This is a genomic window from Microbacterium sp. 69-7, from assembly GCF_001897985.1.
In the GTDB taxonomy this organism is placed as follows: Bacteria; Actinomycetota; Actinomycetes; order Actinomycetales; family Microbacteriaceae; genus Microbacterium; species Microbacterium laevaniformans.
In genome coordinates, this window is the sequence record NZ_MKRU01000091.1 from 69,031 (window position 1) to 94,055 (window position 25,025).

The following is a 25,025-nucleotide window of genomic DNA, read 5'->3' on the forward strand; positions in this document are numbered from 1 at the left end:
TGGCAACCCTCCGAGTCTACCCCGTCGATGCCCCTCGTGACGAATCGAGCAGGCCGTTGTCGTCACGCCGTGCGCGCAGCGTGAGCACCGACGCCTCCGGGCGGCATCCGAACCGCACCGGGGCATAGATCGAGTGTCCGAGCCCGGCCGAGACGTTCAGCGGCGCGCGGCGTCCGGCGGCGGTCCATGTGCTGAGACCGCGCGCCTGGTCGAGGGGGATGTCGCAGTTGGCGACCAGCGCGGAGGGGGAGAAGGGGATGCGCACCTGACCGCCGTGCGTGTGCCCGGCGAAGATGGCCTGGGCACCCAGCTCGACGAACCGGTCCAGGACGCGCTGATACGGCGCGTGCGTCACGCCGATCACGAGATCCGCATCGCGCGCGGCGTGGAAGGGGCGACCGCGTCGCGCGGCTTCGATCGCGGCGGGCAGCGCGGGCAGATCGTCCCACTCGCGATGCGCGTCACTGACCCCGAAGGTCTCCAGCCGCAGACCACCGGCCTCGACGACGGCCGCGGTGTTGTTCAGGTTCGTCCAGCCGAGCTCATCGGTGAAGTAGGCGTCCATCGCCGCCGTGTCGAGTTTCTCGACGTTGTGCGGGCCACCCGAAGGGCCGCGGAAGTAGTTGAGAGGATTCCGGGCCGACGGTCCGCTCACGTCGTTCGAACCGTGGACGAAGACGCCCGGCACGCCGCGCAGAGGCGCGAACGCGGAACGGATGCCGCGGAGCCCGTCGGCATGGCCGAGGTTGTCTCCCGTGTTCACGACCAGATCCGGTCGGACCGCATCGGCGAGCAGAGCGATCCACTGCTGCTTTCGATGCTGCCACGGAGCCATATGGGCATCGGAGAGGTGGAGCACCGTCAGTGAGGCCGACCCGGCAGGCAGGATGTCGAGCTCGTGGCGACGGACCGTGAAGAGGAAACGTTCGATGCACGTGCCCCAGACGGCGGCGCCAGCGGCCACCGCCCCCGCCGCCGATACGGCGGCGAGGGCGGTGCGTGCCGACGTCACGGACGTCCGCCGCAGTTCTTGGCCTGGTACTGCACGGTGATCTGCGTGCCGCGGTTGACCACGGTTCCCGCGGCAGGGTCTGTTCCCGTCACGGTGCCGTTGTCATCAGCGGTGGGCGAGGCGGTGCACTGCTGGCCCACATTGCTGAAGCCCTGCGCCTTGAGGTTGGCGACCGCGTCGGCGGGCTTGCCGCTCACGGCCGGAACGGCGATGCCCTGACCGTTGCTGGGGCGGATCGTGACGGTCGTTCCGCCGGCGACCCTGCCCGCACCGGGATCCTGCTGGATGATCGTGCCCGCGGCCTCGGTTCCGTCGACCGGGTCGCCCACCGTCACCGAGAATCCGGCCGTGCTCAGCGTCTGCTGCGCCTGGCTGACGGTCATGCCGATCACCGACGGCAGATCGGTGAGCTGACGCTTGGTCAGCGCGGCATCCGGGTCGGGGAAGCGGTCGCCGCCGTACTTCGCGTTTGCGGCTCCCTGCATCGCGGGCCAGATCGAGTTGCGGATCCGCGACAGGACGTAGCCGTTCTCGGAGTGGTCGCTCAGCAGATCGGTGCCTTCGACGTTTCCGACCCAGACGACCGTCGCGACCTTGGTCGATGAGCCGTCCATCCAGGTGTGCAGGTACTCGTGGATACCGGTCTTGCCGAAGACCGGGACACCGTCGCCGATCCGGGCGCCGGAGCCGGTTCCGGTCATGACGCCCTGCAGGGTGTACGCCGCAGTAGCCGCGACCGCTTCGCTCATCGCCGGCTGGCAGGTGATCTGCGGGGTGATGTCTTTGCCCTGCGCGTCGATCGCCTTGTCGATCGCCTTCGAGGGGCACAGCGTTCCCTTCGCGGCGACAGAGGCATAGACCTGGGCCATGTCGATGGGTGCCACCGCCTGGTCGCCGAGCACGTTGTAGGCGTAGTTGGTCGTGTCCAGCGGTCCGCCGCTGCCTGTCATGACGCCCATCTTCATCGCGAGCCGGTTCGTGCTGCACACCGAGATCTTCTCCGCCATCGTGAGGAACCCGGAGTTGAGCGAGTCTCTCGTGAAGTTGTAGACCGTGCCCACGTAGCCCGAGTTGTTCTCGAAGTTTCCGATCTGGCCGTTGCCGTTGTTGCCGGCGACCACGTTCTGGATCGTCCCGTCGCACTGGTCGACCTTCTTCGGGCCGATGCGCCCGTTCAGGGTCTCGTTGACCGAGTGGCCCTGCTCGAGCCAGTTCAACAGGCTGAAGATCTTGTAGGTCGAGCCCGCGGAGTGACCGCCGCCGCCGCCGTTTTCCTGACGCACGTTGTAGTTCACCTGCGTGGTGGGGGCGTTGACGGGGGCATCGTCCGTCGAGAACGGGCGGTTCTGCACCATGGAGAGGATGCGTCCGGTGCCGACCTCCACCTGCACGGCGGAGGCGCCGAGGTTCATGTAGTCCACGTACGCCGGCACGATCGAGATGGCCTTCATGCCCTCGTCCTGCAGCGTCGGGTCGAGCGTCGTGTAGATCTTCATGCCGCCGCGGCGCAGGTTCGCCGCGCGCGTGTCGTCATCGGCGCCGAAGGCAGGGTCCTTCAGCAGGATCGTGCGCACGTACTCGCAGAAGAACTCGGCGCCCGCCGCGTTCTGGCAACCTTGGCTGCGGTTCGTGATGTTCGGCGTGATGGGCGAGGCCATCGCGTCGTCGTACTCCTGCTGCGAGATCTTGCCGTTGGCGAGCATGCGGCCCAGCACGTAGTTGCGTCGGTCGAGGGTCAGGGAGTACCCGTCGGCCTGGCTGTTGACCGGGTTACCCGCCTTGTCGGTCGTCGACCCTTCCGGCATATCGATGCGGTAGACGTTCGGAGCCTGCACCATACCGGCGATCGTCGCCGCCTGCGCGATCGTCAGGTCTGCTGCCGACACGCCGAAGTAGTGTTCGGCCGCCGCGCCGATGCCGTAGACGAGGCCGCCGAAGTTGGTGATGTTGAGGTAGCCCAGCAGGATCTCATCCTTGGAGTACTGCTTCTCGAGCTGGATCGCGTACCGCATCTCCTGCAGCTTGCGCTGGTAGCCCTCAGCTCCCTGGTTGGCCGTGGTCGTGGCGTAGCACGCCGCGACTTCGTCGGAGTTCTGCGCCTTGCTCTCACAGTTCTGCTGCAGCACGTTCTTGACGTACTGCTGGGTGATGGACGAGCCGCCGCGGTTGGAGCCGTTGGAGGCGTTGCCCACGAGCGCGCTCAGGGTGCCGACGAGGTCGACGCCGCCGTGCGTGTAGAAGTTCTTGTCCTCGCTGGAGGTGATCGCGTCGTACATGACGGGGTTGACCTGGTCGAACGTCACCGGGATGCGGTTCTGGTCGTAGAACTCCGCCATCAGTGCGTCGTTGCCGTTCGCGTCCTTGCGGTACATCTCGGTCGGCAGCATGAGCGGATCGATCTGGAGGAAGCCCGGCATGTTCTCGAACGTGTCGAGTGCGCTGGAAGCGGCGTAGCCGGAGACCGCGATCGCCGGTGTCACGGTGGCCGTGACGAGGATGCCGGCGATGGCGCTCAGACCGACGAGTCCCGCAATGCCACCGAGCACACCGGTGGCCGTCCGTTTGAGTTGGGGCATAGGCTTGATCGTAAGGGAGAACCCTGGGGGATCCCTCGGTGCGCGCGGGCGCGCCACCACTGGCCACACCGAATCCGGGAGTCCGCATGACCACGTGGGAGTACCTCACGACCCCTCTGCTGATCCACAACACCGCCGCGATCCTCAACAACTGGGGCAAGCAGGGGTGGGAACTGGTTCAGGTCGTCCCCGGACCCGAAGGTGGACTCGTCGCGTACTTCAAGCGCCCCGTCGGCGCGGGCACCGCGAACGCGGGCCTCGGCGCGGCGGCGGTCGCCGCCCAGCAGTTCGGGGAGGACGCATGAGCATCGCCGCCCGTCTGAATGAGCTCGGCATCGAGCTGCCCTCCGTGGTTCCTCCGGTCGCGTCGTACGTCCCCGCCATCGTTCACGGCGATCTCGTCTATACCTCGGGCCAGTTGCCGATGGTCTCGGGCGCGCTGCCGGCCACAGGCAAGGTCGGCGAGGGAGACGGGCTGGTGGCGGCATCCGACGCCAAGAACCTGGCGCGTCAGAGCGCGCTGAACGCCCTCGCGGCGGCGGCAGCCGTCGTGGGCGACATCGATCGGCTGGTGGGCGTCGTCAAGGTGACCGGGTTCGTCGCGTCCGTGCCGGAGTTCACCGGTCAGCCCGGTGTCATCAACGGCGCCAGCGATGTGCTCGGCGACATCTTCGGCGACGCCGGACGCCATGCCCGTTCCGCCGTCGGCGTGCCGGTGCTGCCGCTGGACAGCCCCGTCGAGGTCGAGGTCGTCTTCTCCATCGCCTGATCCTCGTGCACCCACCCGTTGCGCGGAGGCGATGACGCCGCCAGGGTGGAGGTATGCCGTTCCTCGCTCTGCTGGTCTTCGTCATCATGGTCGTGGCCCTGATCGATGCGATCACGAGGCGCGACGATCAGGTGCGCCACCTGCCGAAGTTCGCCTGGATCATCTTCATCATCCTGCTGCCCCTCGTGGGATCGGTCCTCTGGTTCACGCTCGGTCGCGAATGGGGCAGGGCGTCCGAACCGATGAGCTTCGGCGACCCTCGACGGTGGTCACGTGAGGCGGAGCCGCCGGCCGCGGCATCCCCGATGCGCGATACACGCACGACCGAGCAGCAGCTGGCCGATCTCGAGCGGGAGGAGCGTGCTGCGCGCCTCGAGGCGGAGATCCGGCGGCGCCGGTCGGCACAGGAGGACGGCACGAACTGACGCGCCGCCCTCCGATCCGCCGCGGCGGCCGATGTGGCCCTACTTCTTCGTGACCTTCGACTGGATCGTCGACATGACCATGGTGTCGGCCAGCGTCGTGGTGTCGCCGACCTCGCGCCCCTCGGCCACGTCGCGCAGGAGCCGACGCATGATCTTTCCGGAGCGGGTCTTCGGCAGCTCGGTGACGATGTACACATCACGCGGGCGTGCGATGGGGCCGATCTGCTCGCCGACCCACCGGCGGAGGACGTCCACGATGCCGTCGACGTCGTGCGCCTTGAGGAACGACTCCTTCAGCACGCAGAACGCGACCACCGCCTGGCCCGTCGTCTCGTCGGCGGCACCGACCACTGCGGCCTCGGCCACCGCTTCGTTGCCCACGAGCGCCGACTCGATCTCTGTCGTCGACAGACGGTGCCCGGACACGTTCATCACGTCGTCGACCCGGCCGAGGAACCAGACGTCGCCGTCATCGTCCAGGCGCGCGCCGTCGCCCGCGAAGTAGAAGCCCTTGTCCTGGAACTTCTCCCAGTAGGTCTCGACGAACCGTTCCGGGTCGCCCCAGATGCCGCGCAGCATCGAGGGCCACGGCTTCGTGATGACCAGCAGGCCCCCGTTGCCGTTGCCGACGTGCGTGCCCTCGTCGTCGACGACGTCGATGCCGATTCCGGGAAGCGGCACCTGAGCCGACCCCGGCTTGGTCTCGGTGACTCCGGGCAACGCCGACACCATGATCGCGCCCGTCTCGGTCTGCCACCACGTGTCGACGATGGGGGCCGCATCACCGCCGATGATCGATCGGTACCACATCCATGCCTCGGGGTTGATGGGCTCGCCCACCGAGCCGAGGAGACGCAGCGAGGACAGATCGAACTTCTGCGGGATCTCGCGGCCGAGCTTCATGAACGAACGGATCGCCGTCGGCGCGGTGTACAGGATGGTGACGCCGTACTTCTCAACCAGTTCCCACCACCGGCCCGGATGCGGCGCGTCGGGTGTGCCCTCGTAGAGCACCTGGGTGGCGCCGTTGGCGAGCGGGCCGTACGTGACGTAGGAGTGCCCGGTGATCCAGCCGATGTCGGCCGTGCACCAGAAGACGTCCGTGGCCGGGTGCAGGTCGTGCACGACCCGGTTGGTGAACGCCGCCTGCGTCAGATAGCCGCCCGAGGTGTGCAGAATGCCTTTGGGCTTTCCGGTCGTGCCGGAGGTGTAGAGGATGAACAGCGGGTTCTCCGCCGGGAACGGCTGCGCCTCGTGCTCGGCGGATGCCGCGGGAACCGCTTCGTGCCACCAGATGTCGCGGCCCTCGGTCCAGGAGATCTCGTTGTCGGTGCGGCGCACCACCAGCACATGCTCCACGCTCTCTTGCAGCCCCTCGCCGCGGTCGCTCAGGGCCAGGTCCACGGCCGGCTTGAGGGGCGAGACGCGTCCCTTGCGGTATCCGCCGTCCGCGGTGATGACGAGTTTCGCTCCCGCGTCGTCGATGCGCGAGCGCAGGCTGTCGGCCGAGAACCCGCCGAAGATCACGGAGTGGATGGCGCCGATGCGGGCGACCGCGAGCATCGCGGCGATCGCTTCGGGGATCATCGGCAGGTAGATGGCGACGCGGTCGCCGGCTCCGATGCCGAGCTGCTCCAGCACGTTCGCCGTCCGCTTGACCTCCTCGGTCAGCTCGGCGTAGGTGATGCGGCGCTCATCGCCCGGCTCGCCTTCCCACAGCAGCGCGACGCGGTCGCCGTTGCCGGCCGCGACATGGCGGTCGAGGCAGTTGTACGCCACGTTCAGCTCGCCGTCGGCGAACCACTGGGCGAACGGCGGGTTCGTCCAATCGAGGACCTGGGTGAACGGGGTGTGCCAGTGCAGGCTCCGGGCCTGCTCCGCCCAGAAGCCGTCGCGGTCGGCATCCGCCTGCGTGTACAGATCGGCGGTGGCGACGGCATCCGCGGCGAACTCGGGGGAGGGGGCGAACCGGCGGGTTTCATTCAGCAGGTGGTCGATCTGGCTGCTCATCTGCGCGCTCCTTTGCGGCGGTGGCGGGATCGGGTCCCGGACGACTCACGAAATCTAGCGACCGCGACCGACACGGCACTACCTCCGGAAGGAGGGGGCGAGTCCTGCGGCGCGGGTCCGTGGTTTCACCGATATATCAGCGTCGACACGCGTTTTCGAGTGGAGCGGGGCCGGACGTCTGCGTATGCTCGATCCGGCCGAACTTCGATTCAGGCAGCGCGACTCCCGACCACCCCCGATTCCGGGATGTCGCGTGGCGGCATCCCATCTCCCCCTATGGGATGCCGCCTTCTCTCTTTCCGCCCGTCGGCTCCTCCCCAGGGAGGGCGGTCGCTGCGTTCCTCACGGGTGAGGTCGCGCCCGGCCGTCGCCGCGCGCCGCGCACGTAGCGTCGGGGTATGTCCGAGCCTTTCGTCGCCCACCGCCGCGGCACACGTCGCGTTCCGGAGGCGGTACGCCGGTTCGTCGTCGATGAGCGTGGCGTCGAGTCCGTCGCGCGTGTCCGCGCCGACGCGGCGGAGCCCGCGATGGCGTCGGGGCCGGTTCCGCTGCGTCGTGCGCGACGCCGGCGCCTTCCCGATCACCCGGCCCTCGAGCCCCTTCGTCACCTCCTGAGCGATCCCGAGGTGACGGACGTGTTCATCAACGGCACGGACGGCCTGTTCGTCGACCGCGGCGCCGGGGCCGTGCCGGTCGTCGAGTGGCGGGCGGATGCCGATGAGCTGCGCGCGCTGGCCGTCGCGCTCGTCGGAATCGGCGGGCGCCACCTCGACGACGCCTCGCCCGTGGTCGACGTGCGGTGGGAGCACGGCGCGCGCGTGCACGCCGTGCTTCCCCCTGTCGCGTGCACGGGCACGGCCATATCGATCCGTCTGCCGCAGGTCGACGTCCCCGATCTCGACGAGCTCGCCCGTCGCGGCCTCTGCGATGCCGAGACCCACAGGCGGCTCGAGAAGCTCGTGGCGGCGCGTCGCAACATCCTGGTGTCGGGCGCGACGGGTGCGGGCAAGACTACGCTGCTGTCGGCGTTGTTGGGCCTGGTACCGCCGCACGAGCGAATCGTCACGATCGAGGGCGTCGCCGAGTTGCGGGTGGACCATCCGCACCACGTGCGTCTCGAAGCGCGCCAACCGAATCTCGAAGGCGCCGGCGCCGTTCCGCTGTCGCGTCTCGTCCGCGAAGCCCTGCGGATGCGGCCCGATCGGCTGGTCGTCGGAGAGTGTCGTGGCGAGGAGGTCCGCGAACTGCTGACCGCCCTGAACACGGGTCACGAGGGCGGCGCGGGCACGGTGCACGTCGGCCGTATCGCCGATCTGCCCGCTCGGCTCGAAGCGCTGGGCGCTCTCGCCGGAATGGACGATCGGGCGCTCGCGCGCCACGTCGTCAGCGCGATCGGTGTCGTGGTGCACGTCGAGCGCGGTCCGGACGGCATTCGTCGCGTGGTCGGTTTCGCCCGGCCCGGGCTCGACGGCCATGGTCGGTTGGAAATGGCGGCCGTGCCATGAAGGCTGCCCCGGCTGACGCCACGGAGGCCGCCGAGACGTTGCAGAGGCTCGCCGTCCTGCTGGAGGCCGGTGTCGCGCCGGCGCAGGCGTGGTCACTGTTGGCGGAGGACGGCGATGCCACGGCGCTACGCCTCCTCGACGAGGCTGCGCCCGACGGCGGAGGGGACGCGGAGGGCGTTCCCCCTCCGCAGCACCACCCGCTGCTCGATCCGACGGAGAACATGGATCGGCTGGGAGGGGCGTGGACCGACGTCGCGGTGGCCTGGCGCGTCGCCCAGACGGTCGGAGCTCCGCTGGCGCCGAGTCTTCGCCAGTTCGCCGGCGCGCTGCGATCAGCTGCCGAGATGCGCGATGACGTCGCCGTGGCCCTTGCCGACCCTCGGGCCACGGCGCGCCTCGTCGCGTGGTTGCCTGCCGTCGCGATCCTTCTCGGGATCGCCCTCGGATTCGACGTGGCCGCGGTGCTGGTGCACCCGGTCGGAATCGGCTGCATCGCCACCGGCGCCGCGCTCATGCTCGCAGCGCGCCTCTGGACGGCGCGCCTTGTCGCTCGGGCGGAGCCCGACAGGCGGCTGGCGGGACTGCAGAGCGAGATCGTGGCGATCGCTCTCAGCGGGGGCGTGTCGGTCGAGCGCGCCCTCGCCGTGACCACCGCTGCGGGCGCGGGCGAGATCGAAGCCGACGTCCACGCGATGCTTCGGCTCTCACGACGTGCCGGTGCGCGCGCGGTGGAGTTGCTGCGTGCGGACGCGGCAGAGCAGCGTCGCAGGGCGCGCACGGACGGCCGGCTGCGCGCCGCTCGCCTCAGCTCTCGGCTGCTCCTGCCGATGGGTGTCTGCACCCTGCCCGCCTTCCTTCTGCTCGGCGTCGCGCCCCTGCTGATCTCGGTCCTCAGCGGGTCGACGCCTCTCCTCACGTCCGCGGGATCGCCGGCGGCCTGACGTGCCCCCTTCCACACCGAGAGAAAGTAGGACTCTGCATGTTCCATCCTTCGCCCATCACGCTCACGAGCGGCGGGGCCACCGCTCTGCCGCCGCTCACGCTGCGACGTGCGCGCGAGCTCTACTCCGACGAGTCGGGGGCGGCCACTGCGGAGTACGCCGTGGCCACCATGGCCGCCGTGGCCTTCGCCGGGCTGCTCGTCATGATCATGCGCAGCGATGAGGTCCGCGGCATCCTCACCGACCTCGTCCGCCGCGCACTGACGGTCGCATGATCCGCCGGTGCGATGACGGCGGATCCGCGACTGCCGAATTCGCCGTCATCGTGCCCGCGGTGGTCCTTCTCATCGCCCTGACCGCGGGCTCTCTGAGTGCCGTGGGTCGCCTCGTGCGTCTGGAGCAGGCGGTTGCACAGGCCGCGCGACTCGCCGCTCGCGGCGAGCCCGATCGGGTCGCCGAGCTCGTTGCGACCATCGCCGATGCGCGTCTCGATGCGATCGCAGCGGACGGCGACCTCGTCTGCGTGACGGCCTCCGCCGGCGTCCGCGTGCCGTTGCCCCTTCCCGAGCTGAGCGCGCGCTCCTGCGCTCTCGACGGCGGGCGGTGAGCATGGTGTCGGCGGATACGTTCGACGCGCGCGGTGGGGAGTCCGTCTGATGGCCGGGTCCGCCGCCGCGCTCGGCGCTCTCGCCGTCGCCGCGGCGGCAGCGGTGGGAGTCGGCGCGGTCGGCGCCGCCTCGGTCCACTCCGCTCGCGCGGCGGGAGCGGCCGACGCCGCGGCTCTCGCCGCCGCGGATGCCGTGACCGGAGCTGCGGTCGGCGTGCCGTGCGATCGCGCGGCCGAGGTGGCCGCCTCCGTGGGGGCGGAACTCGTCGCGTGCGCGCTCGTCGAGATGACCGCCACCGTTCGCGTCCGCGTCGGCGGCGGCCTGCTCGGCGCCGAAGCCCGCGCGCGCGCCGGACCGCCGTCGGGGAGGGAATGACCGGCCCGCTCCCAGCGTCTTCCCCATGGGGCGGTGTGTATGGTGTGCATCGGAGAAAGGACGCCACGTGGCAGCTGTCAAGAGTGCTGGGGGCAAGAAGCTCGTCATCGTCGAGTCGCCGACGAAGATGAAGTCGATCCAGGGATACCTGGGCGACGGATACGAGGTGCTCAGCTCGGTCGGTCACATTCGTGACCTTGCGGACAAGAAGGACATTCCCGCCGAACTGAAGAAGACCTCGGTCGGGAAGTACTCGATCGACATCGAGAACGGCTTCACTCCGCTGTACGTGGAGAGCGAGCGCGGCAAGAAGACCGTCGCCGAACTCAAGCGCGCCCTGAAGAACGCCGACGAGCTCCTGCTCGCAACCGATGAAGACCGCGAAGGCGAAGCCATCGCGTGGCACCTCCTGGAGGCACTCAAGCCCAAGGTCCCCGTCAAGCGCATGGTGTTCCACGAGATCACCAAGGACGCCATCCGCGCCGCCGTCGACAACACCCGCGAGCTCGATCTCGCGCTGGTCGACGCTCAGGAGACACGCCGCATCCTCGACCGCCTGTACGGGTGGGACGTGTCCGACGTCACCCGGCGCAAGGTCGGTCAGGGCACCTCCGCCGGGCGCGTGCAGTCGGCGGCCACCCGCCTGGTCGTCGATCGCGAGCGTGAGCGGATGGCGTTCGTCTCGGCCTCCTACTGGGATGTGGAGGCACTCGCCGCCTCCGGACAGGAGTCCTTCGCCACGCGCCTCGCCCGCCTCGACGGCGCGCCGCTGGCCCGCGGCACCGACTTCGACGACGCCGGTCAGCTCAAGAAGGCCGTCGTCGTGCTGACGGAGTCGCAGGCGCGTGAACTTGCCACCGCGATCGAGACGCGAGGCGACGCCACCGTCACCGCCGTCGAAGCCAAGCCCGGCACCCGCAGCCCGAAGCCCCCGTTCACCACCTCCACCCTGCAGCAGGAGGCCGGACGCAAGCTCTCGATGAGCGCCAAGCACGCCATGGGCGTCGCGCAGCGGCTCTACGAGAAGGGCTTCATCACCTACATGCGCACCGACTCGACCGCCCTGTCGACGCAGGCGGTCACGGCGGCGCGCACGCAGGCCGTCGCCCTGTACGGCGACAAGGCCGTGCCGGCGAACCCGCGCAGCTACCGCAACAACAGCAAGAACGCGCAGGAGGCTCACGAAGCGATCCGGCCGTCGGGGGAGTCGTTCCGCACCCCGGCATCCGTCGCGTCCTCGCTCGACCGCGACGAGCTTCGTCTGTACGAGCTCATCTGGAAGCGCACCGTCGCCTCGCAGATGTCGGATGCGAAGTACGAAACGACCACGGTGACGCTCGAGACCGAAGCCGCAGGTCGGACGGCCGCCTTCACCGCATCGGGCACCGTCTACACCTTCAAAGGCTTCCTCGAGGCCTACGAAGAGGGACGGGACGAGAGGCGCGGCGACGCGGACAAGTCCGACGATCAGTCCCTCCCGGCGCTCGCCGTCGGCGACGTGCTCTCTCTGAGCGACGTCGAGCCCAAGGGCCACGCGACGAGCCCGAAGCCCCGCTACACCGAGGCTTCGCTGGTCAAGGCGCTCGAGGAGAAGGGGATCGGCCGCCCATCCACCTTCGCGAGCATCATCGACGTCATCATCAATCGCGAGTACGTCACCAAGCGGGGCCAGGCACTGGTTCCGAGCTGGCTCGCGTTCAGCGTCGTCCGACTGCTCGAGGAGCACTTCGCCGACCTCGTGGACTACGACTTCACCGCGGCGCTCGAAGACGATCTCGACGCGATCGCCCGCGGCGAGCAGCAGCGGGTCGCGTGGCTGAACGAGTTCTACTTCGGCTCCGAGAACCACGTCGGTCTGCGCCACATCCTCGACAACCTCGGCGAGATCGACGCGCGCGAGATCAACGCCACCAAGATCGGCGACGTCGCGACCCTCCGCTTCGGACGCTACGGGCCGTACCTCGACGTGCCCAACGACGACGGAACGACGCGCATCGTCAACGTCCCCGGCGATCTGGCCCCCGACGAGCTCACCCCCGAGAAGGCGCGCGAGCTCATCGACGCCCCGATCGCCGGCGACCGCGTGCTCGGGCAGAACCCGGACAACGGGCGCGACATCGTCGTGAAGGACGGACGCTTCGGCCCCTACCTCGAAGAGGTGCTGCCCGCCGAGCCCGAGCCCGAGACCGAGCCGGTGGTGGCTGAGGGGGCTCCGAAGAAGCGCGTCGCGAAGAAGAAGGTCGAAGCGCCAAAACCGCGTCGCGCGTCGCTGTTCAAGAGCATGTCGCCCGAGACGATCGACCTCGAGACCGCTTTGAAGCTCTTCTCGCTGCCGCGCACCGTCGGCGTCGACCCCGAGACGCAGGCGCCCATCACGGCCCAGAACGGTCCCTACGGTCCGTACCTGAAAAAGGGCACGGACTCGCGGTCGCTCACGAGCGAAGACCAGATCTTCGACATCACGCTCGAGCAGGCTCTGGAGATCTACGCGCAGCCGAAGTACGCGAACCGCGCCGCGAGCTTCCTCAAGGAGTTCGAAGCCGACCCGGTGTCCGCCAAGCCCATCCGCATCAAGGACGGTCGGTTCGGCGCGTACGTCACCGACGGCACCACGAATGTCACCATCCCGCGTGGCCAGACCGCCGATGACATCACGTTCGAGATCGCTGTGCAGATGCTGGCGGACAAGCGCGCCAAGGGCCCCGCACCCAAGCGCACGACCCGCCGGGCGACGACCACGCGCAAGCCGGCCGCCAAGAAGAAATGACCCGAGGGCTCTGGGTCACCTTCGAAGGCGGCGACGGCACCGGCAAGACCACACAGGCCACGCGGCTGGAGACGTGGCTGCGCGAGCAGGGACGCACGGTCGTGCGCACCCGCGAACCCGGCGGCACCGAGGTCGGCGTCCTCATCCGAGACATCGTCCTTCACCATCGGGGTGAGGTTTCGCCGCGGGCCGAGGCCCTGCTGTACGCCGCAGATCGCGCCCAGCACGTCGCCACGCTCGTGCGGCCCGCGCTCGCGCGCGGCGAGGTGGTGATCCAGGACCGCTATCTCGATTCCTCCGTGGCCTACCAGGGCGCCGGACGAGTGCTGGATGCCGAGCAGGTGCGCGATCTGTCGATGTGGGCGACCGAGGGAGCATTGCCGGATCTGACCGTGCTGCTGGATCTCGATCCGGCGACCGCGCGGCGCCGTCTCGATGCGGCCGACAAGCCGTTCGACCGCCTCGAGGCCGAAAAGAGCGCGTTCCATGAGCGGGTCCGCGACGCCTTCCTCGCCCTCGCGGCGGCCGATCCACGCCGCTTTCTCGTGCTCGACGCGGCACGGTCAGAGGACGAGCTCGCCGCCGCTGTCCGCGATCGCATCCGCCCTCTGCTGGCCTGAGGTGTCACCTCCGCGGCACGACCCGATCGGCGGTGGGCTGTCGGCACCTGCCCGTAGGCTGGGCTCATGAGTGCGGATTCGGCGATCGCCACGGCAGATCGATCCCGCGCCGCGTTGCCGTGGGGCGAGGTGTGGGGACAGGACGAGGCGCTGCAGCAGCTGCAGGCCGCGGCATCCGATCCCAGCCAGCTCGCCCACGCCTGGCTGATCACGGGTCCGGCCGGATCGGGCCGCTCGACGCTGGCCGCGGCCTTCGCCGCCGCGCTCATCGCCGAACCGGGCGACGAGGCGGCCATGCGGCAGGTGCTCGCGGGAACGCACCCCGACCTCACGGCGCTGCGCACCGAGGGCGTCATCATCTCCATCAAGGATGCGCGGGCCCTCGTCGAACGCTCCTACTTCTCGCCGTCGCTGGGTCGGTACCGCGTCATGGTGATGGAAGATGCCGATCGCATGATCGAACGCACCAGCAACGTGCTGCTGAAGGCACTCGAAGAGCCTCCCGAGCGCACGGTGTGGATCCTCTGCGCGCCCAGCGAGGCCGACCTCCTGCCCACGATCCGTTCGCGCGTGCGCACGCTGCGCCTGCGCGAGCCCGACGTCGCCGACGTCGCCCGGCTCATCGTCGCCCGCACGGGTGTGGACGAGCAGACCGCCGAGCAGGCGGCGCGTCTGTCGCAGCGTCACATCGGCATGGCCGTGCGCCTCGCGACGGATGCCGACGCGCGGGCGCGTCGTGACGAGACCCTCCGCGCCGTCATGTCGGTGCGCGGAGTGGGGTCCGCGATCGAAACAGCGGCGCGCATCGTGCAGCTGGCCACCGACGACGCGAAGGCGCTGACCGCCGAGCGCGACGAGGCCGAGCGGGAGGGGCTGTTGCGGACGCTCGGCATCACTCCGGGAGCCGCGGTGCCGCCTGCCGTGCGCAGCCAGCTCAGCGCGCTGGAAGACGACCAGAAGCGCCGGGCCACCCGGAGTCTGCGTGACGGCATCGACCGCGTCCTGACCGATCTCGAGTCGATGTTCCGCGACGTCCTGATGCTGCAGTTCGGCCGCGACGACGATCTCATCAACCGCGAGCTGGCCGACGCGCTGGCAGCACTCGCGGCCGCGTGGACCGCCCCGCGGACGCTCGTCGTGCTCGACGCGATCGCCGCCACCCGCACCAACCTGGAGGGCAACGCCGCCCCCGCCCTGGCCCTGGAGAGCATGCTCGTGACCGTCGCGAGCGGGAGGACCCTGTGACCGAGACACCCCGCCGTCCCCGCCGAACCCTCATCCGCCGTGCGCTGATCGCGGTCGCATCCGTCGCCGCGGCATCCACGATGCTCACCGGATGCCTCTATGCGGCGATCCCGCCCGAGAGCGCGGCCACGCCGGCGCCGAGCCGCCAGCCCGACGTCGAGGGCGTTCCGGCCGGGTTCGAGCAGTTCTACGGGCAGACGCTGGACTGGAAGGCGTGCACCGGGAGCGATGCCGGCCGCTTCGACTGCACTACGGTGACGGCCCCGCTGGACTGGTCCGACCCTGCCGTCGGGACGATCGATCTCGCCGTCATCCGACGCGCCGCGACGGACGGAGCGCCGATCGGCTCACTCCTGACCAACCCGGGAGGTCCGGGCGCGAGCGGGTACGACCTCATCGCCCAGTCCTCGTCGTTCGCGGTGGGCTCTGCACTGTCGAACGCCTACGACGTCATCGGTTTCGACCCCCGCGGCGTCGGCCGCTCGACCGCGGTGCGGTGTTTCGACCCGTCAGCGATGGACGCCTACCTCTTCGACATTCCCGCCGATCCGCGCGGCAGCCAGGGGTGGACCGACGAGCTGACGGCACGAAACCGCGACTTCGTCGCGGCCTGCGAGGCCAACAGCGGCGGCATCCTGCCGTACATCACGACAGACAACGCAGCGCGCGACATGGACCTGCTGCGTGCGGTCTTCGGAGACAGCAAACTCAACTACCTCGGGTACTCCTACGGCACGTTCTTGGGCGCCACCTACGCGAAGCTCTTCCCCGAGCGCGTCGGGCGGCTCGTGCTCGACGGCGCGATCGACCCGTCGGTCTCCGGGCTCGACGTCAGCACGACGCAGGCGATCGGATTCGAGTCGGCGCTGCGGGCGTACATGGCGGACTGCCTGCAGAGCCGCAGCTGTCCGTTCTCCGGCACGGTCGATGAGGGCATGGCGGCGCTCGGCACCCTGTTGGCCAGCGTCGACCGCGTGCCGCTCACCGCCTCGGACGGCCGCAAGCTCGGCGCCGACACGCTGATGACGGCGATCATCGCCGCCCTGTATTCGCAGGACAGCTGGACGTACCTGTCCACCGCTCTGTCGGATGCCCTCGCCGGCAAGCCCGACACGGCGTTCCAGCTCGCGGACTTCTATTACGCGCGCTCCAACGGCGCCTACCGGGACAACTCCACCGAAGCGTTCCGTGCCTACAACTGCATGGACTACCCGCTCGACACCTCGCAGGCCGACAAGGATGCCGCGGACGCACTCGTGAAGCAGAAGGCGCCGACGATCGCCCCGTATTGGCAGGGCGTCGACGTCTGTGAGGTGTGGCCGTATCCGCCCACCGGCGTGCGTGAGAAGATCACCGCCGATGGGGCGGCTCCGATCGTCGTCGTCGGCACGACGAACGACCCGGCCACCCCGTACGAGTGGTCGGTGTCGCTGGCGCAGCAGCTGTCTTCAGGCGTGCTGATCACCCGCCAGGGCGAGGGCCACACCGGATACAACAAGGGCAACGCCTGCGTCGACAAGGCGGTGGAGACCTACCTCGTCGACGGCACTGTTCCGACGAACGGCCTGACCTGCTGACCGCTACCGGCGCAGGACGCGGCGGGCGAGCCCGTTGCCGAGGAACTGCACGAGCTGCACGATCACGACGATGACGAGCACCGCCGACCACGTCACCCACGGGTTGAACTGCTTCGAACCGTAGTTGATCGCGAACTCGCCGAGGCCGCCCGCGGCGACCACGCCGGCGATGGCGGTCATGTCGACGAGGGCTACCACGACGAACGTGTAGCCGAGGATGAGGGGACCCAGCGCTTCGCGTGGGACGAGGCGGAAGAGGATTCGCGACCGGCTGGCGCCGGCAGCGCGCGCCGCCTCGATGACGCCAGGGCGCACCGTGAGCAGGTTCTGCTCGACGATCCGACTGATCGCGAACAGGGACGCGATCGTGATCGCGAAGATCGCGAACGGCACCCCGATGCCGGGCAGGCCGATGCCGCGTGCGACCGGTTGGATCGCGAGCAGGAGGATGATGAACGGGATCGGTCGGAACGTGTTGACGATCACGTTCAGGATGCCGAAGACCACCGGGTTCGCGAAGAGGCTGCCCGCGCGAGTGGCGTACAGGGCCATGCCCAGAACGAGGCCGAGCGCTCCTCCGAACAGCAGCGCCGCGGTCGCGACGTAGAGGGTCTCGAGGGCCGCGTCCCACAGCAACGGCAGGAGCTCGATGAGCCTATCCACGGGTGTCCTCCTCGATCAGCGGTGCGTAGACGGATGCCGCGACGAGCGCGGAGGCGACGGCATCCTCGTCCCCGGTCACGGCGAGGGTCAGGTGACCGAACACCTGCCCGGCGATGTCATTGATGCCACCGTGCACGACCTCGAAGCGCACGCCGTGGGCGGACAGTGCGGCGAAGACGTCGGCCTGCGCTGCTGCTTCCGTCACGTTCAGCGTGACGATCCGTCCGTCGTGGCGTGCCCGGAGCGCGGCGAGCTCATCCCCGCGGGGGACATCGTCGATCACGCTCGCGACGAAGCGGGCCGTCGCGGGGTGCTGCGGCGCAGAGAGGATGTCGAAGACGGGCCCCGTCTCGATGACTCGGCCGTGTTCCATCACGACGACCCGGTCGGCGAGGCTGCGGATCACCTCCATCTCGTGCGTGATGAGCACGATCGTCACACCGAGCTCGCGGTTGATCCGCCTGAGCAGGCCGAGCACCTCTTGTGTGGTGTCGGGATCGAGCGCGCTCGTGGCCTCGTCGGCCAGGAGGATGCGGGGGTTCGTCGCGAGCGCGCGGGCGATGCCGACGCGCTGCTTCTGCCCGCCCGAGAGCTGCTCGGGGTACGCGCGGGCACGCGCCGTCAGCCCGACGAAGTCGAGGAGCTCCGCGACGCGGTGACGGATCTCGTCGCGCGGTCGGCCGGCGACCTCGAGAGGGTAGGCGACGTTGCCCGCGACGGTGCGGGAGTCGAAGAGGTTGAACTGCTGGAAGATCATGCCGATGTCGGCGCGCAGGCGACGAAGCTGCCGCTCGCCGAACCGCGTGATGTCCGCGCCGTCGATCTCGACCGTCCCCGCCGTCGGGGTCTCGAGTGCGTTGAGCAGCCGCAGCAGGGTGGACTTGCCGGCTCCCGAATAGCCGATGACGCCGCACACCTCCCCGGCGGCGATCTCGAGCGAGACGTCGTCGAGGGCGACGACCGGAGCGGCGCCCTTCGTCTGCGGGGGATAGGTCTTGGTCGCGGAGGTCAGCCGGATGAAGCTCATGAAATCTCGCTCGGGTCGGTGGTCGGCACGCACGTGTGTGCGGCCCGGCGAGAGAGCCGGGCCGCACACCGCGATGGTCACTGCGTCGCGCGGATGTCGTCCTCGGTCTTCTTGAGCGCGCTGACGAGGTCGGCGACCGGCGTCTTCAGCAGCACGGCGCTGCCGCCGGATGCCTCGAGCACACCCTGCTGCACCGATGCCGTCTCCTGGTAGATCTTCACGAGCTTCTGGTACGTCGGGTTGTCGGCATCCTTCGCCTTGGCGGCGAAGATGTTGATGTACGGGAAGGCCGCGGGATCGGACGGGTCGTCCTGCGCGAGAAGCTGGTCCTTGGTCAGTCCGGACTTCGCGACGAAGTCGTTGTTGACGACGGCTCCGGCGAAATCGGGGAGAGAGGATGCCGTGAAGTCGGCGGCCACGGCCTCGACCTTCGCCTTGGACCCGGGCTGGATGTCGGCGGGGGTGGAGAAGATCGAGCCGCCGTCCTTGAGCGAGATCAGCCCGGCCGACTGGAGCACGAGAAGCGCGCGGGCCTGATTGGATTCGTCGTTGGGGATGGCGATGGTGCCGCCGTCGGGGATGTCGGCGACGCTCTTGTACTTCGTCGAGTACAGGCCCAGCGGGTAGATCGCGGTCGCGCCGACCGGAACCAGATCGTCGCCCGCCTTCACGTTGTAGGTCGCGAGGTAGATGATGTGCTGGAACTGGTTGAGGTCGAGTTCGCCCGCGGACAGGGCCGGGTTCGGCTGGTCGTAGGCGTCGAAGTTCACGATGTCGACGGTGATCCCTTCGGCAGCCGCGGCATCCTTGTACGTCTGCCAGTACGGGTCGCCCGCGCCGACGACGCCGATGCGGACGGGACCCTGCGCGCCGGCGGTGCCGTCAGCGGGAGCGGCGGCACCGGACGCGCACGCGCTCAGCAGCAGGGCGAGGGGAACGGCCAAGACGGCGGCCAGGGACTTTCGGGACATGGTGGTGCTCCTTGTGGATCGGGGCACCGCATCGCGCGGGATCTCTCGGCTGTCCGCGCTCGCCTCGTTGCGGTGCCTGATCGACGGTAGGCAGAGTTCATCTGCGCTGCAGAATCGCTGCGTAACATGGCGACACCGCCCGGGTGGGGCCGTCGTCTTCGTGGTTCGCGACGAGGCTTGAGACCCTGTAAGATCGATCATCGTGCATGGCGCTCCGGCTCCTTGCGCCGCCTTAGCTCAGACGGCAGAGCGATTCACTCGTAATGAATAGGTCAAGGGTTCGATTCCCTTAGGCGGCTCCACTTCTTCACCGACATCGGGGAGACCCATGGATCACGCGATCGACGCGCTGATCGAGATCTTCACCTGGGTGGGTTTCGGTGCCTTCCTCGTCCTCGCGATCGCCGTCGTGGTCGCCTGGGCGGCAGACGGGACATGGCTGCCGGCGGAGGCCATCATCGACCGTGACGGCGGTGATCCGATCGTCCGCTGGTTCGACGCAGACGGTGACGCCAACAGTGCACCGTTGTCTGCGTCCGACGCCGCGGTCATCGGCGACGCCGACGCGGCATCCATCTGGTATCGCCATGGCTGGCAGGGGCGCATGCGCCTGCAGCGGCGGCCCGCCGGACTGCGCGCGCTCACGTGGTCGGCAGCGGGCATGCTCGCGTTGGGGGTCGTCAGTCTCGTCGCGGGATGGGTGCTCTACTTCGCTCGCGGCTGAGGGCGGCGTGCGCCCGCAGATCGGGGTGGCGCGCTCGGATTATTACTAGATAAGCTAGCGACATGACTGGTCGCACCGACACCCCCACCCGCTGGCTGCGCATCGGCATCCCTGTTCTGCTCGTCCTCATCTGGTTGGTGGGCGGCTCCATCGGTGGCCCGTACTTCGGCAAGGTCGACGAGGTCGCCACCAACGATCAGTCCTCGTTCCTGCCGTCGTCGGCGGAGTCGACCCAGGTGCAGGAGCGGCTCTCGCAGTTCACCGGCGGCGACAGCATCCCGGCCGTGGTCGTCGTCACCGGCGAGGGAGTGCTGAGCGCCGCGCAGCTCACCCAGATCAGCGAGCTGGCGACCACGATCTCCGCTGTCGACGGCGTCGAGCAGGTCTCGCCGGCCATTTCGTCCGAGGACGGCGAAGCGGTGCAGTTCTTTGTGCCGATCTCGACCGCCGGCGACGTCGGTGAGACGGTCACGGCACTCCGCGAGAGCATCGAGAAGAACCTGCCGACGGGTCTGGAAGCCTGGGTCACCGGGCCCGCCGGCTTCACCGCCGATCTGGTGGCCGGGTTCCTCGGCATCGATGGGATTCTGCTCGCCGTCGCGCTCGGCGCCGTGTTCATCATCCTGGTGATCGTCTACCGATCGCCACTGTTGCCCATCCTCGTGCTGCTCACCTCGACGTTCGCCCTGTGCGTCGCACTGCTGACGGTCTGGTGGCTGGCCAAGGCCGGCATCTTCGTGCTCAACGGACAGGTCCAGGGCATCCTCTTCATCCTCGTGATCGGTGCCGCCACCGACTACGCCCTGCTCTACACGGCACGCTTCCGCGAAGCGATCGGCACGGGGGCCAAGCGATGGGATGCCGCGCTCATGGCCTGGCGCGGCGCCTTCGAGCCGATCATCGCCTCGGGCGGCACGGTCATCGCGGGACTTCTCTGCCTGCTGCTCAGCGACCTCGCCAGCAACCGCGCGCTCGGGCCGATCGCCTCGATCGGCATCGCCTTCGCGGTGCTGTCCGCCCTCACCTTCCTGCCCGCGCTGCTCGCGATCTTCGGGCGCGCGGCGTTCTGGCCGTTCATCCCGAAGGGCGCCGACGGCGACCCGGGCGACAACGCCGAGCGTCTCGTCACCGACCCCAACGCTCCTGTCCGCGGCTTCTGGGGACGCCAGGCGCGCCTGGTCGCGCGCCACGCGCGGCCGGTGTGGATCATCTCGACGGTCGTGCTGCTCGCGGCATCCGTCGGGGTGCTGCAGCTCAAGGCCGACGGCGTGCCGCAGAGCGACCTGGTGCTGGGAGCCTCGCAGGCTCGAGACGGGCAGGACGTCCTCGCGCAGCACTTCGCCGCGGGGTCGGGGAGCCCCGCGTACATCGTCGTGCCCCAGGATCGCGTCGCGGATGCCGTGACCGTGCTCGAGAAGGCGCCCGGCGTCGAGTCCGTCGCGGCGACCGCCAAAGACACCGCCTCGGGTCAGGTCGGTGTCTCGGTGCAAGGCGGCACCCCGGTGTACACGCTCGCCGGTCCGCCGAGCGCCACGCCGCCTGAGCCGACGGTGGTCGACGGTGACGTGCTGCTGGTGGCGACGCTGTCGGATGAGGCCGACTCGCTCGCGGCGGAGCAGACCGTGCGCGACCTGCGGACAACCTTCACGAGCGAGCTCGGCGCGAACGTCGCGCTGGTCGGCGGACCGACGGCGATCGATCTCGACACGAACGACACGTCGATCCGCGACCGCACTCTCATCATCCCGGTGATCCTGGCGGTCATCCTCGTCATCCTGATGCTGCTGCTGCGGGCGGTCGTCGCCCCGGTCATCCTGATCCTGAGCGTGATCCTCTCGTTCGGTGCCGCGCTCGGAGTGAGCGCGCTGGTCTTCGACAACCTGTTCCACTTCCCGGGAGCCGATCCGGCGGTGCCGCTGTACGGCTTCGTCTTCCTCGTGGCGCTCGGCGTCGACTACAACATCTTCCTGATGTCGCGCGTGCGGGAGGAGTCGAAGCGGCACGGCACCCGGCCCGGCATCCTGCGCGGCCTCGTCGCGACGGGCGGCGTCATCACCTCTGCCGGGCTCGTGCTGGCCGCGACCTTCGCGGCGCTCGGGGTGATCCCGATCCTGTTCCTCGCCCAGCTCGCGTTCATCGTCGCCTTCGGAGTGCTGCTGGACACCTTCGTCGTGCGCTCGCTGCTGGTGCCGGCGGCGACCTACGACCTCGGGCGGCGGATCTGGTGGCCCTCGCGCCTCGCGCGCTCGGACGTCGATGCTGTTCCGACCTCCTCCATTCCGGCGGCGGAAGCCACGACACGCCGGTCGCGGCGGCAGAACCGGAACGACGCGCGGGAGTTGTGAACGGGCAGCGCTGACCGCAGCGGTGTCGAAGGGTTAGCCTCGGTGGTATGACCAGAGCACTGTTCATCGTCGATGTCCAAAACGACTTCACGGAGGGCGGAGCGCTCGCCGTCGCCGGTGGCGACGCGGTTGCGCGCGGCCTGACGGCATACCTGTCCGCCCACGCCGGCGACTATGACCTCATCATCGCCTCGCGTGACTGGCATGAAGGCCACACCGACAACGGCGGTCACTTCGCGACCGATGCCGCCCCCGACTTCGTCGACACCTGGCCGGTGCACTGCGTCGCCGACACGCCCGGGGCCGATTACGACGCCGAACTCGTCACGGATGCCGTGACCCACCATGTGAAGAAGGGACAGGGCATGCCCGCCTACTCGCTGTTCGAAGGAACCACGGATGCCGGTGAGAAGGTGTCATCGCTGCTGAGCGTGCACGGCGTCACGGACGCGGACGTCGCGGGGCTCGCGACCGATTACTGCGTGCGCGCGTCGGCGCTCGACGCGATCGAGCACGGACTCCGCGTGCGCGTTCTCACGGATCTCGTCGCCGGTGTCGCCTCGGAGACCTCCGACGCTGCGCTCGCCGAGCTCGCCCACGCGGGCGCCGAGCTGGTCGGAGCGGCAGCGTGAGCGCCCCCGCCGGCTGGTACCCGGACCCCGCCGACCCCGCGGCGCGCCGCTGGTGGGACGGGACGCAGTGGACCGCGCAGACCGCTCCGGCGCCCCGGTTCGGCGAGTACGCCCCGACGGCGGGCGGGTCGACGACCGCCGCGCCTGCGGTTCCCGTCCCGCTCCCTTCGCCGGTCGCGCAGACCGCACCGGTGGCGGGCGGGTACGCGGCGTACCCTTCCGCACCCGCCTACGCCGGTGTGGGGGCCACCCCACCCGTCGTCGATGTTCCGACCAGTACGGTGTGGGTGTGGCTGGCTGTCGCGGCATCCGTCCTGCCGATGCTCTCCATCTTCCTGATCGACTGGAACGCCTACATCGCGGCCGTCGTGGCGATGTCGCGCGAGGCGTCGTCAGGCATGACCGGCATGCCGACGGAGCTGATGTCGTGGGAGGCCCGCGCGATCGGGATCTCGCTGATCGGATGGCTGTTCTACGCCGCATTCGTCGTCTTCAGCTGGCTCGACTGGCGTGAGCTGAAGCGCCGCGGCGTCGTCGCCCCCTTCGGCTGGGCGTGGTCGTTCTTCGTGCTGCTCGGCCTGGGCTCCGCGGTCTATATGATCGGCCGCGCCGTGGTGCTGCGCCGACGCACCGTGGCCGGTGGCTGGGCGCCGCTGTGGACGTGGATCGCCGCCACGGTCATCGGCTTCATCGCGTCGATATCCCTCGTCGTGTGGGTCATCGGAGAGATCGTGCAGGCGGTGTCCTTCACCGTCCAGGGCAGCTGATCGCGGCATCCGAACCGGGGCAGGCGGTGCTCAGCCGCCGCCCTTGCCTGGTCCGCCGCCTTTGCCGCCGCCGTTGTTGCCTCCGTTGTTGCCTCCTGGGCCGGCTTTATCCTTGCCTTTGTCCTTCGGGGCAACCGGTGTGGCCGGTGCTTCCTCGGGATTCGAGACGGTGTTCGCCTCGGTCGCGGCGGGCGTCGGCGTCGTGTCGACGACCCCCGTCGGCGATGGCTGGACGGTGTGCGCACCGGACAGTCCCGACCACGCTGCCAGCGCGATGACGACCGCAGCCACCGCCGCGCCGGCGCCGACGAGCACGCCGGTTCGACGCCACCGTGGCAGTGCGGACGGCGTCGCCGGAGCGAAGCGCGCGGCCGCGGCGGCTGCGGGCTCGGCGGGTGGTGCCGGTGCGGCGAGAACGCGGGTCTCGTCATCGCCGGCGCGGCGCGGGGGAGCGGCAAGCGTGTCGGAGATGGCCGCCGCGCTCGGGCGCGCCGCCGGGTCGCGGCTGAGCATCGCCGGAAGCAGCTCCGCCCACAGCGGAGACAGATGGTCGGGAACCGTGGGATCCTGCGCGAGCCTTGCGAGTACCTGCGCCGCGCCCTGGGCGGAGGGGAAGGCGCGTGTCCCGGTGAGGGCCTCGAGCAGGACCAGTCCGAGAGAGTAGACATCGGATGCGGGAGCGGGGGCGTGCCCGAGCGCGACCTCCGGGGAGAGGTAGGCGGCGGTGCCGATGAGGGTGCCGGGCTGGGTGATGCGGTCCGAGCCGAGCAGGTGCGCGATACCGAAGTCGGCGAGCTTCGCCCGCGGCGGACGGTTCGGCGTCGCGCCGGGGGCGAGCAGGATGTTCGACGGTTTGATGTCTCGGTGGACGACGCCGGCGGCGTGCACCGCGCTCAGCGCTTCGGCGAGCTCGCCGGCGATGCGGGCGACCTCGGCATCGGTCATGGGGCCGTCCGCCAGTCGCGACGACAGCGACGGGCCGTCGACGCGTTCCATGACGAGGTAGCGCGGGCCGGGGCCGGTCAGGCGCGCATCGTGCAGAACGACGAGGTTGGGGTGGGTGAGGGCGGCGAGTGCGGCCGTCTCCACGCGGACCCGCTGTCCGGCATCGAGGTCGTCCCCTGTCGCCGTGATGATCTTGATCGCGACAGTACGACCCAGCAGAAGATCCTGAGCCGCGTAGACGCGGGACATGCCGCCGGTGCCGATGAGCGCGTCGATGCGGTAGCGCTCATCGAGCACGGTCCCGGCATCGACGTCCGGAGTCTGATCGTCCACGTTCCGAGAGTAGTCGGGCGATGGATGCTGTGGTGCTGCGCGCTTGCTAGGCTGATGCCGCCCCTATAGCTCAGTTGGTTAGAGCAACGGACTTCAACAGAACACAATGGAGCGCCAGCGTAGAAATGCGCTGGATGACCGCCGCTATATGCTGGAACGCCCTGAGAGCCCGAGGTACTCGCCGGATG

At 69.4% G+C, this 25,025-nt stretch carries 23 protein-coding genes and 1 tRNA gene; 17 read left to right on the plus strand and 7 right to left on the minus strand.

The genetic code is table 11. The features are described from left to right. Positions 1 to 16 precede the first annotated feature (16 nt). A complete protein-coding gene (locus BGN98_RS10335; protein ID WP_016464453.1) occupies positions 17 to 1,012 on the minus strand; it encodes a metallophosphoesterase in 996 nt (331 codons plus the stop codon). Continuing rightward, on the minus strand, positions 1,009 to 3,588 hold the full coding sequence (locus BGN98_RS10340) for a transglycosylase domain-containing protein (RefSeq protein ID WP_288121303.1): 2,580 nt from the start codon (positions 3,586 to 3,588) through the stop codon (positions 1,009 to 1,011). The genes BGN98_RS10335 and BGN98_RS10340 overlap by 4 nt, the downstream gene beginning before the upstream one ends. Positions 3,589 to 3,674: 86 nt before the next feature. On the opposite strand from BGN98_RS10340, the gene sp36 reads away from it, so the two are divergent. Genes sp36 through BGN98_RS10355 form a run of 3 tightly spaced genes read left to right on the plus strand, consistent with a single transcriptional unit; the run spans position 3,675 to position 4,782 of the window. Then, a complete protein-coding gene (sp36, locus tag BGN98_RS10345; RefSeq protein WP_036317087.1) occupies positions 3,675 to 3,893 on the plus strand; it encodes a Sp36 family protein in 219 nt (72 codons plus the stop codon). Further along, positions 3,890 to 4,357: a RidA family protein gene (locus BGN98_RS10350; RefSeq protein WP_288121306.1), complete on the plus strand. Its 468-nt coding sequence runs from the start codon at positions 3,890 to 3,892 to the stop codon at positions 4,355 to 4,357. Before sp36 ends, BGN98_RS10350 begins: the two co-directional genes overlap by 4 nt. A gap of 53 nt (positions 4,358 to 4,410) precedes the next feature. Further along, complete coding sequence (locus tag BGN98_RS10355; protein ID WP_288121308.1) at positions 4,411 to 4,782, plus strand: PLD nuclease N-terminal domain-containing protein; 372 nt, start codon at positions 4,411 to 4,413, stop codon at positions 4,780 to 4,782. A gap of 39 nt (positions 4,783 to 4,821) precedes the next feature. Here BGN98_RS10355 and acs read toward each other — a convergent pair whose 3' ends face one another. Further along, entirely contained in the window at positions 4,822 to 6,792 is a 1,971-nt protein-coding gene (gene acs, locus BGN98_RS10360) for an acetate--CoA ligase (protein ID WP_288121310.1), read from the minus strand. 398 nt (positions 6,793 to 7,190) lie between these two features. Here acs and BGN98_RS10365 point away from each other — a divergent pair, with 398 nt between their 5' ends. The 9 genes from BGN98_RS10365 to BGN98_RS10405 all read left to right on the plus strand — a co-directional run bounded on the left by BGN98_RS10365 (position 7,191) and on the right by BGN98_RS10405 (position 16,430). Next, complete coding sequence (locus BGN98_RS10365) at positions 7,191 to 8,297, plus strand: TadA family conjugal transfer-associated ATPase (protein ID WP_288121311.1); 1,107 nt, start codon at positions 7,191 to 7,193, stop codon at positions 8,295 to 8,297. Next, on the plus strand, positions 8,294 to 9,238 hold the full coding sequence (locus BGN98_RS10370) for a pilus assembly protein TadB (protein ID WP_288121313.1): 945 nt from the start codon (positions 8,294 to 8,296) through the stop codon (positions 9,236 to 9,238). Before BGN98_RS10365 ends, BGN98_RS10370 begins: the two co-directional genes overlap by 4 nt. Before the next feature lie 38 nt (positions 9,239 to 9,276). Next, a complete protein-coding gene (locus tag BGN98_RS10375) occupies positions 9,277 to 9,513 on the plus strand; it encodes a DUF4244 domain-containing protein (RefSeq protein WP_204947554.1) in 237 nt (78 codons plus the stop codon). Positions 9,514 to 9,572: 59 nt separating this feature from the next. Beyond that, entirely contained in the window at positions 9,573 to 9,845 is a 273-nt protein-coding gene (locus BGN98_RS10380; protein WP_239498555.1) for a TadE family protein, read from the plus strand. Positions 9,846 to 9,894: 49 nt separating this feature from the next. Further along, a complete protein-coding gene (locus BGN98_RS10385) occupies positions 9,895 to 10,221 on the plus strand; it encodes a helicase (RefSeq protein WP_288121315.1) in 327 nt (108 codons plus the stop codon). A 127-nt stretch (positions 10,222 to 10,348) separates the two neighbouring features. Beyond that, positions 10,349 to 12,988 (plus strand): type I DNA topoisomerase, encoded by a 2,640-nt coding sequence (gene topA / locus BGN98_RS10390; protein ID WP_502687829.1) that lies wholly within the window; start codon positions 10,349 to 10,351, stop codon positions 12,986 to 12,988. After that, entirely contained in the window at positions 12,985 to 13,608 is a 624-nt protein-coding gene (tmk, locus tag BGN98_RS10395; RefSeq protein ID WP_288121319.1) for a dTMP kinase, read from the plus strand. Before topA ends, tmk begins: the two co-directional genes overlap by 4 nt. A 66-nt stretch (positions 13,609 to 13,674) precedes the next feature. Continuing rightward, positions 13,675 to 14,853: a DNA polymerase III subunit delta' gene (locus tag BGN98_RS10400; RefSeq protein WP_288121321.1), complete on the plus strand. Its 1,179-nt coding sequence runs from the start codon at positions 13,675 to 13,677 to the stop codon at positions 14,851 to 14,853. Further along, the gene (locus tag BGN98_RS10405; protein WP_288121323.1) at positions 14,850 to 16,430 is read left to right on the plus strand and encodes an alpha/beta hydrolase; all 1,581 of its coding nucleotides are present in this window, start codon (positions 14,850 to 14,852) and stop codon (positions 16,428 to 16,430) included. Before BGN98_RS10400 ends, BGN98_RS10405 begins: the two co-directional genes overlap by 4 nt. 3 nt (positions 16,431 to 16,433) lie before the next feature. On the opposite strand, the gene BGN98_RS10410 is transcribed toward BGN98_RS10405, so the two are convergent. From BGN98_RS10410 to BGN98_RS10420, 3 genes are all read right to left on the minus strand, one after another. Beyond that, positions 16,434 to 17,093, minus strand: a complete 660-nt coding sequence (locus tag BGN98_RS10410) for a methionine ABC transporter permease (protein ID WP_121189330.1) — start codon at positions 17,091 to 17,093, stop codon at positions 16,434 to 16,436. Then, positions 17,086 to 18,120, minus strand: coding sequence for a methionine ABC transporter ATP-binding protein (locus BGN98_RS10415; RefSeq protein ID WP_288121326.1), 1,035 nt, complete (start codon positions 18,118 to 18,120; stop codon positions 17,086 to 17,088). Before BGN98_RS10415 ends, BGN98_RS10410 begins: the two co-directional genes overlap by 8 nt. A gap of 77 nt (positions 18,121 to 18,197) precedes the next feature. Further along, the gene (locus BGN98_RS10420) at positions 18,198 to 19,091 is read right to left on the minus strand and encodes a MetQ/NlpA family ABC transporter substrate-binding protein (RefSeq protein WP_288121328.1); all 894 of its coding nucleotides are present in this window, start codon (positions 19,089 to 19,091) and stop codon (positions 18,198 to 18,200) included. 226 nt (positions 19,092 to 19,317) lie between these two features. Between BGN98_RS10420 and BGN98_RS10425 the strand changes: the two genes are divergently transcribed. The 5 genes from BGN98_RS10425 to BGN98_RS10445 all read left to right on the plus strand — a co-directional run bounded on the left by BGN98_RS10425 (position 19,318) and on the right by BGN98_RS10445 (position 23,559). After that, positions 19,318 to 19,393: transfer RNA gene (locus BGN98_RS10425), tRNA-Thr, on the plus strand. 26 nt (positions 19,394 to 19,419) lie between these two features. After that, positions 19,420 to 19,815 carry a hypothetical protein gene (locus BGN98_RS10430; protein WP_036286321.1) on the plus strand — a complete coding sequence of 132 codons (396 nt, stop codon included), beginning with the start codon at positions 19,420 to 19,422 and terminating at the stop codon, positions 19,813 to 19,815. 62 nt (positions 19,816 to 19,877) lie between these two features. Next, entirely contained in the window at positions 19,878 to 22,160 is a 2,283-nt protein-coding gene (locus BGN98_RS10435; protein WP_288121331.1) for an MMPL family transporter, read from the plus strand. Positions 22,161 to 22,207: 47 nt separating this feature from the next. Next, on the plus strand, positions 22,208 to 22,792 hold the full coding sequence (locus BGN98_RS10440) for an isochorismatase family protein (protein WP_036286327.1): 585 nt from the start codon (positions 22,208 to 22,210) through the stop codon (positions 22,790 to 22,792). After that, complete coding sequence (locus BGN98_RS10445) at positions 22,789 to 23,559, plus strand: DUF2510 domain-containing protein (protein ID WP_288121332.1); 771 nt, start codon at positions 22,789 to 22,791, stop codon at positions 23,557 to 23,559. Before BGN98_RS10440 ends, BGN98_RS10445 begins: the two co-directional genes overlap by 4 nt. Positions 23,560 to 23,589: 30 nt before the next feature. Here BGN98_RS10445 and BGN98_RS10450 read toward each other — a convergent pair whose 3' ends face one another. Beyond that, positions 23,590 to 24,837: a serine/threonine-protein kinase gene (locus BGN98_RS10450; RefSeq protein ID WP_288121334.1), complete on the minus strand. Its 1,248-nt coding sequence runs from the start codon at positions 24,835 to 24,837 to the stop codon at positions 23,590 to 23,592. Positions 24,838 to 25,025 lie beyond the last annotated feature (188 nt).

Bases quoted from the DNA above. Each gene is read 5' to 3' on its own strand.
- topA (WP_502687829.1), top strand. From the start codon at position 10,349: ATGAAGTCGATCCAGGGATACCTGGGCGACGGATACGAGGTGCTCAGC.
- BGN98_RS10375 (WP_204947554.1), top strand. From the start codon at position 9,277: ATGTTCCATCCTTCGCCCATCACGCTCACGAGCGGCGGGGCCACCGCT.
- BGN98_RS10440 (WP_036286327.1), top strand. From the start codon at position 22,208: ATGACCAGAGCACTGTTCATCGTCGATGTCCAAAACGACTTCACGGAG.
- acs (WP_288121310.1), bottom strand. From the start codon at position 6,792: ATGAGCAGCCAGATCGACCACCTGCTGAATGAAACCCGCCGGTTCGCC.
- BGN98_RS10430 (WP_036286321.1), top strand. From the start codon at position 19,420: ATGGATCACGCGATCGACGCGCTGATCGAGATCTTCACCTGGGTGGGT.
- BGN98_RS10420 (WP_288121328.1), bottom strand. From the start codon at position 19,091: ATGTCCCGAAAGTCCCTGGCCGCCGTCTTGGCCGTTCCCCTCGCCCTG.
- BGN98_RS10365 (WP_288121311.1), top strand. From the start codon at position 7,191: ATGTCCGAGCCTTTCGTCGCCCACCGCCGCGGCACACGTCGCGTTCCG.
- sp36 (WP_036317087.1), top strand. From the start codon at position 3,675: ATGACCACGTGGGAGTACCTCACGACCCCTCTGCTGATCCACAACACC.
- tmk (WP_288121319.1), top strand. From the start codon at position 12,985: ATGACCCGAGGGCTCTGGGTCACCTTCGAAGGCGGCGACGGCACCGGC.
- BGN98_RS10370 (WP_288121313.1), top strand. From the start codon at position 8,294: ATGAAGGCTGCCCCGGCTGACGCCACGGAGGCCGCCGAGACGTTGCAG.
- BGN98_RS10340 (WP_288121303.1), bottom strand. From the start codon at position 3,588: ATGCCCCAACTCAAACGGACGGCCACCGGTGTGCTCGGTGGCATTGCG.
- BGN98_RS10400 (WP_288121321.1), top strand. From the start codon at position 13,675: ATGAGTGCGGATTCGGCGATCGCCACGGCAGATCGATCCCGCGCCGCG.
- BGN98_RS10355 (WP_288121308.1), top strand. From the start codon at position 4,411: ATGCCGTTCCTCGCTCTGCTGGTCTTCGTCATCATGGTCGTGGCCCTG.
- BGN98_RS10415 (WP_288121326.1), bottom strand. From the start codon at position 18,120: ATGAGCTTCATCCGGCTGACCTCCGCGACCAAGACCTATCCCCCGCAG.
- BGN98_RS10435 (WP_288121331.1), top strand. From the start codon at position 19,878: ATGACTGGTCGCACCGACACCCCCACCCGCTGGCTGCGCATCGGCATC.
- BGN98_RS10350 (WP_288121306.1), top strand. From the start codon at position 3,890: ATGAGCATCGCCGCCCGTCTGAATGAGCTCGGCATCGAGCTGCCCTCC.
- BGN98_RS10385 (WP_288121315.1), top strand. From the start codon at position 9,895: ATGGCCGGGTCCGCCGCCGCGCTCGGCGCTCTCGCCGTCGCCGCGGCG.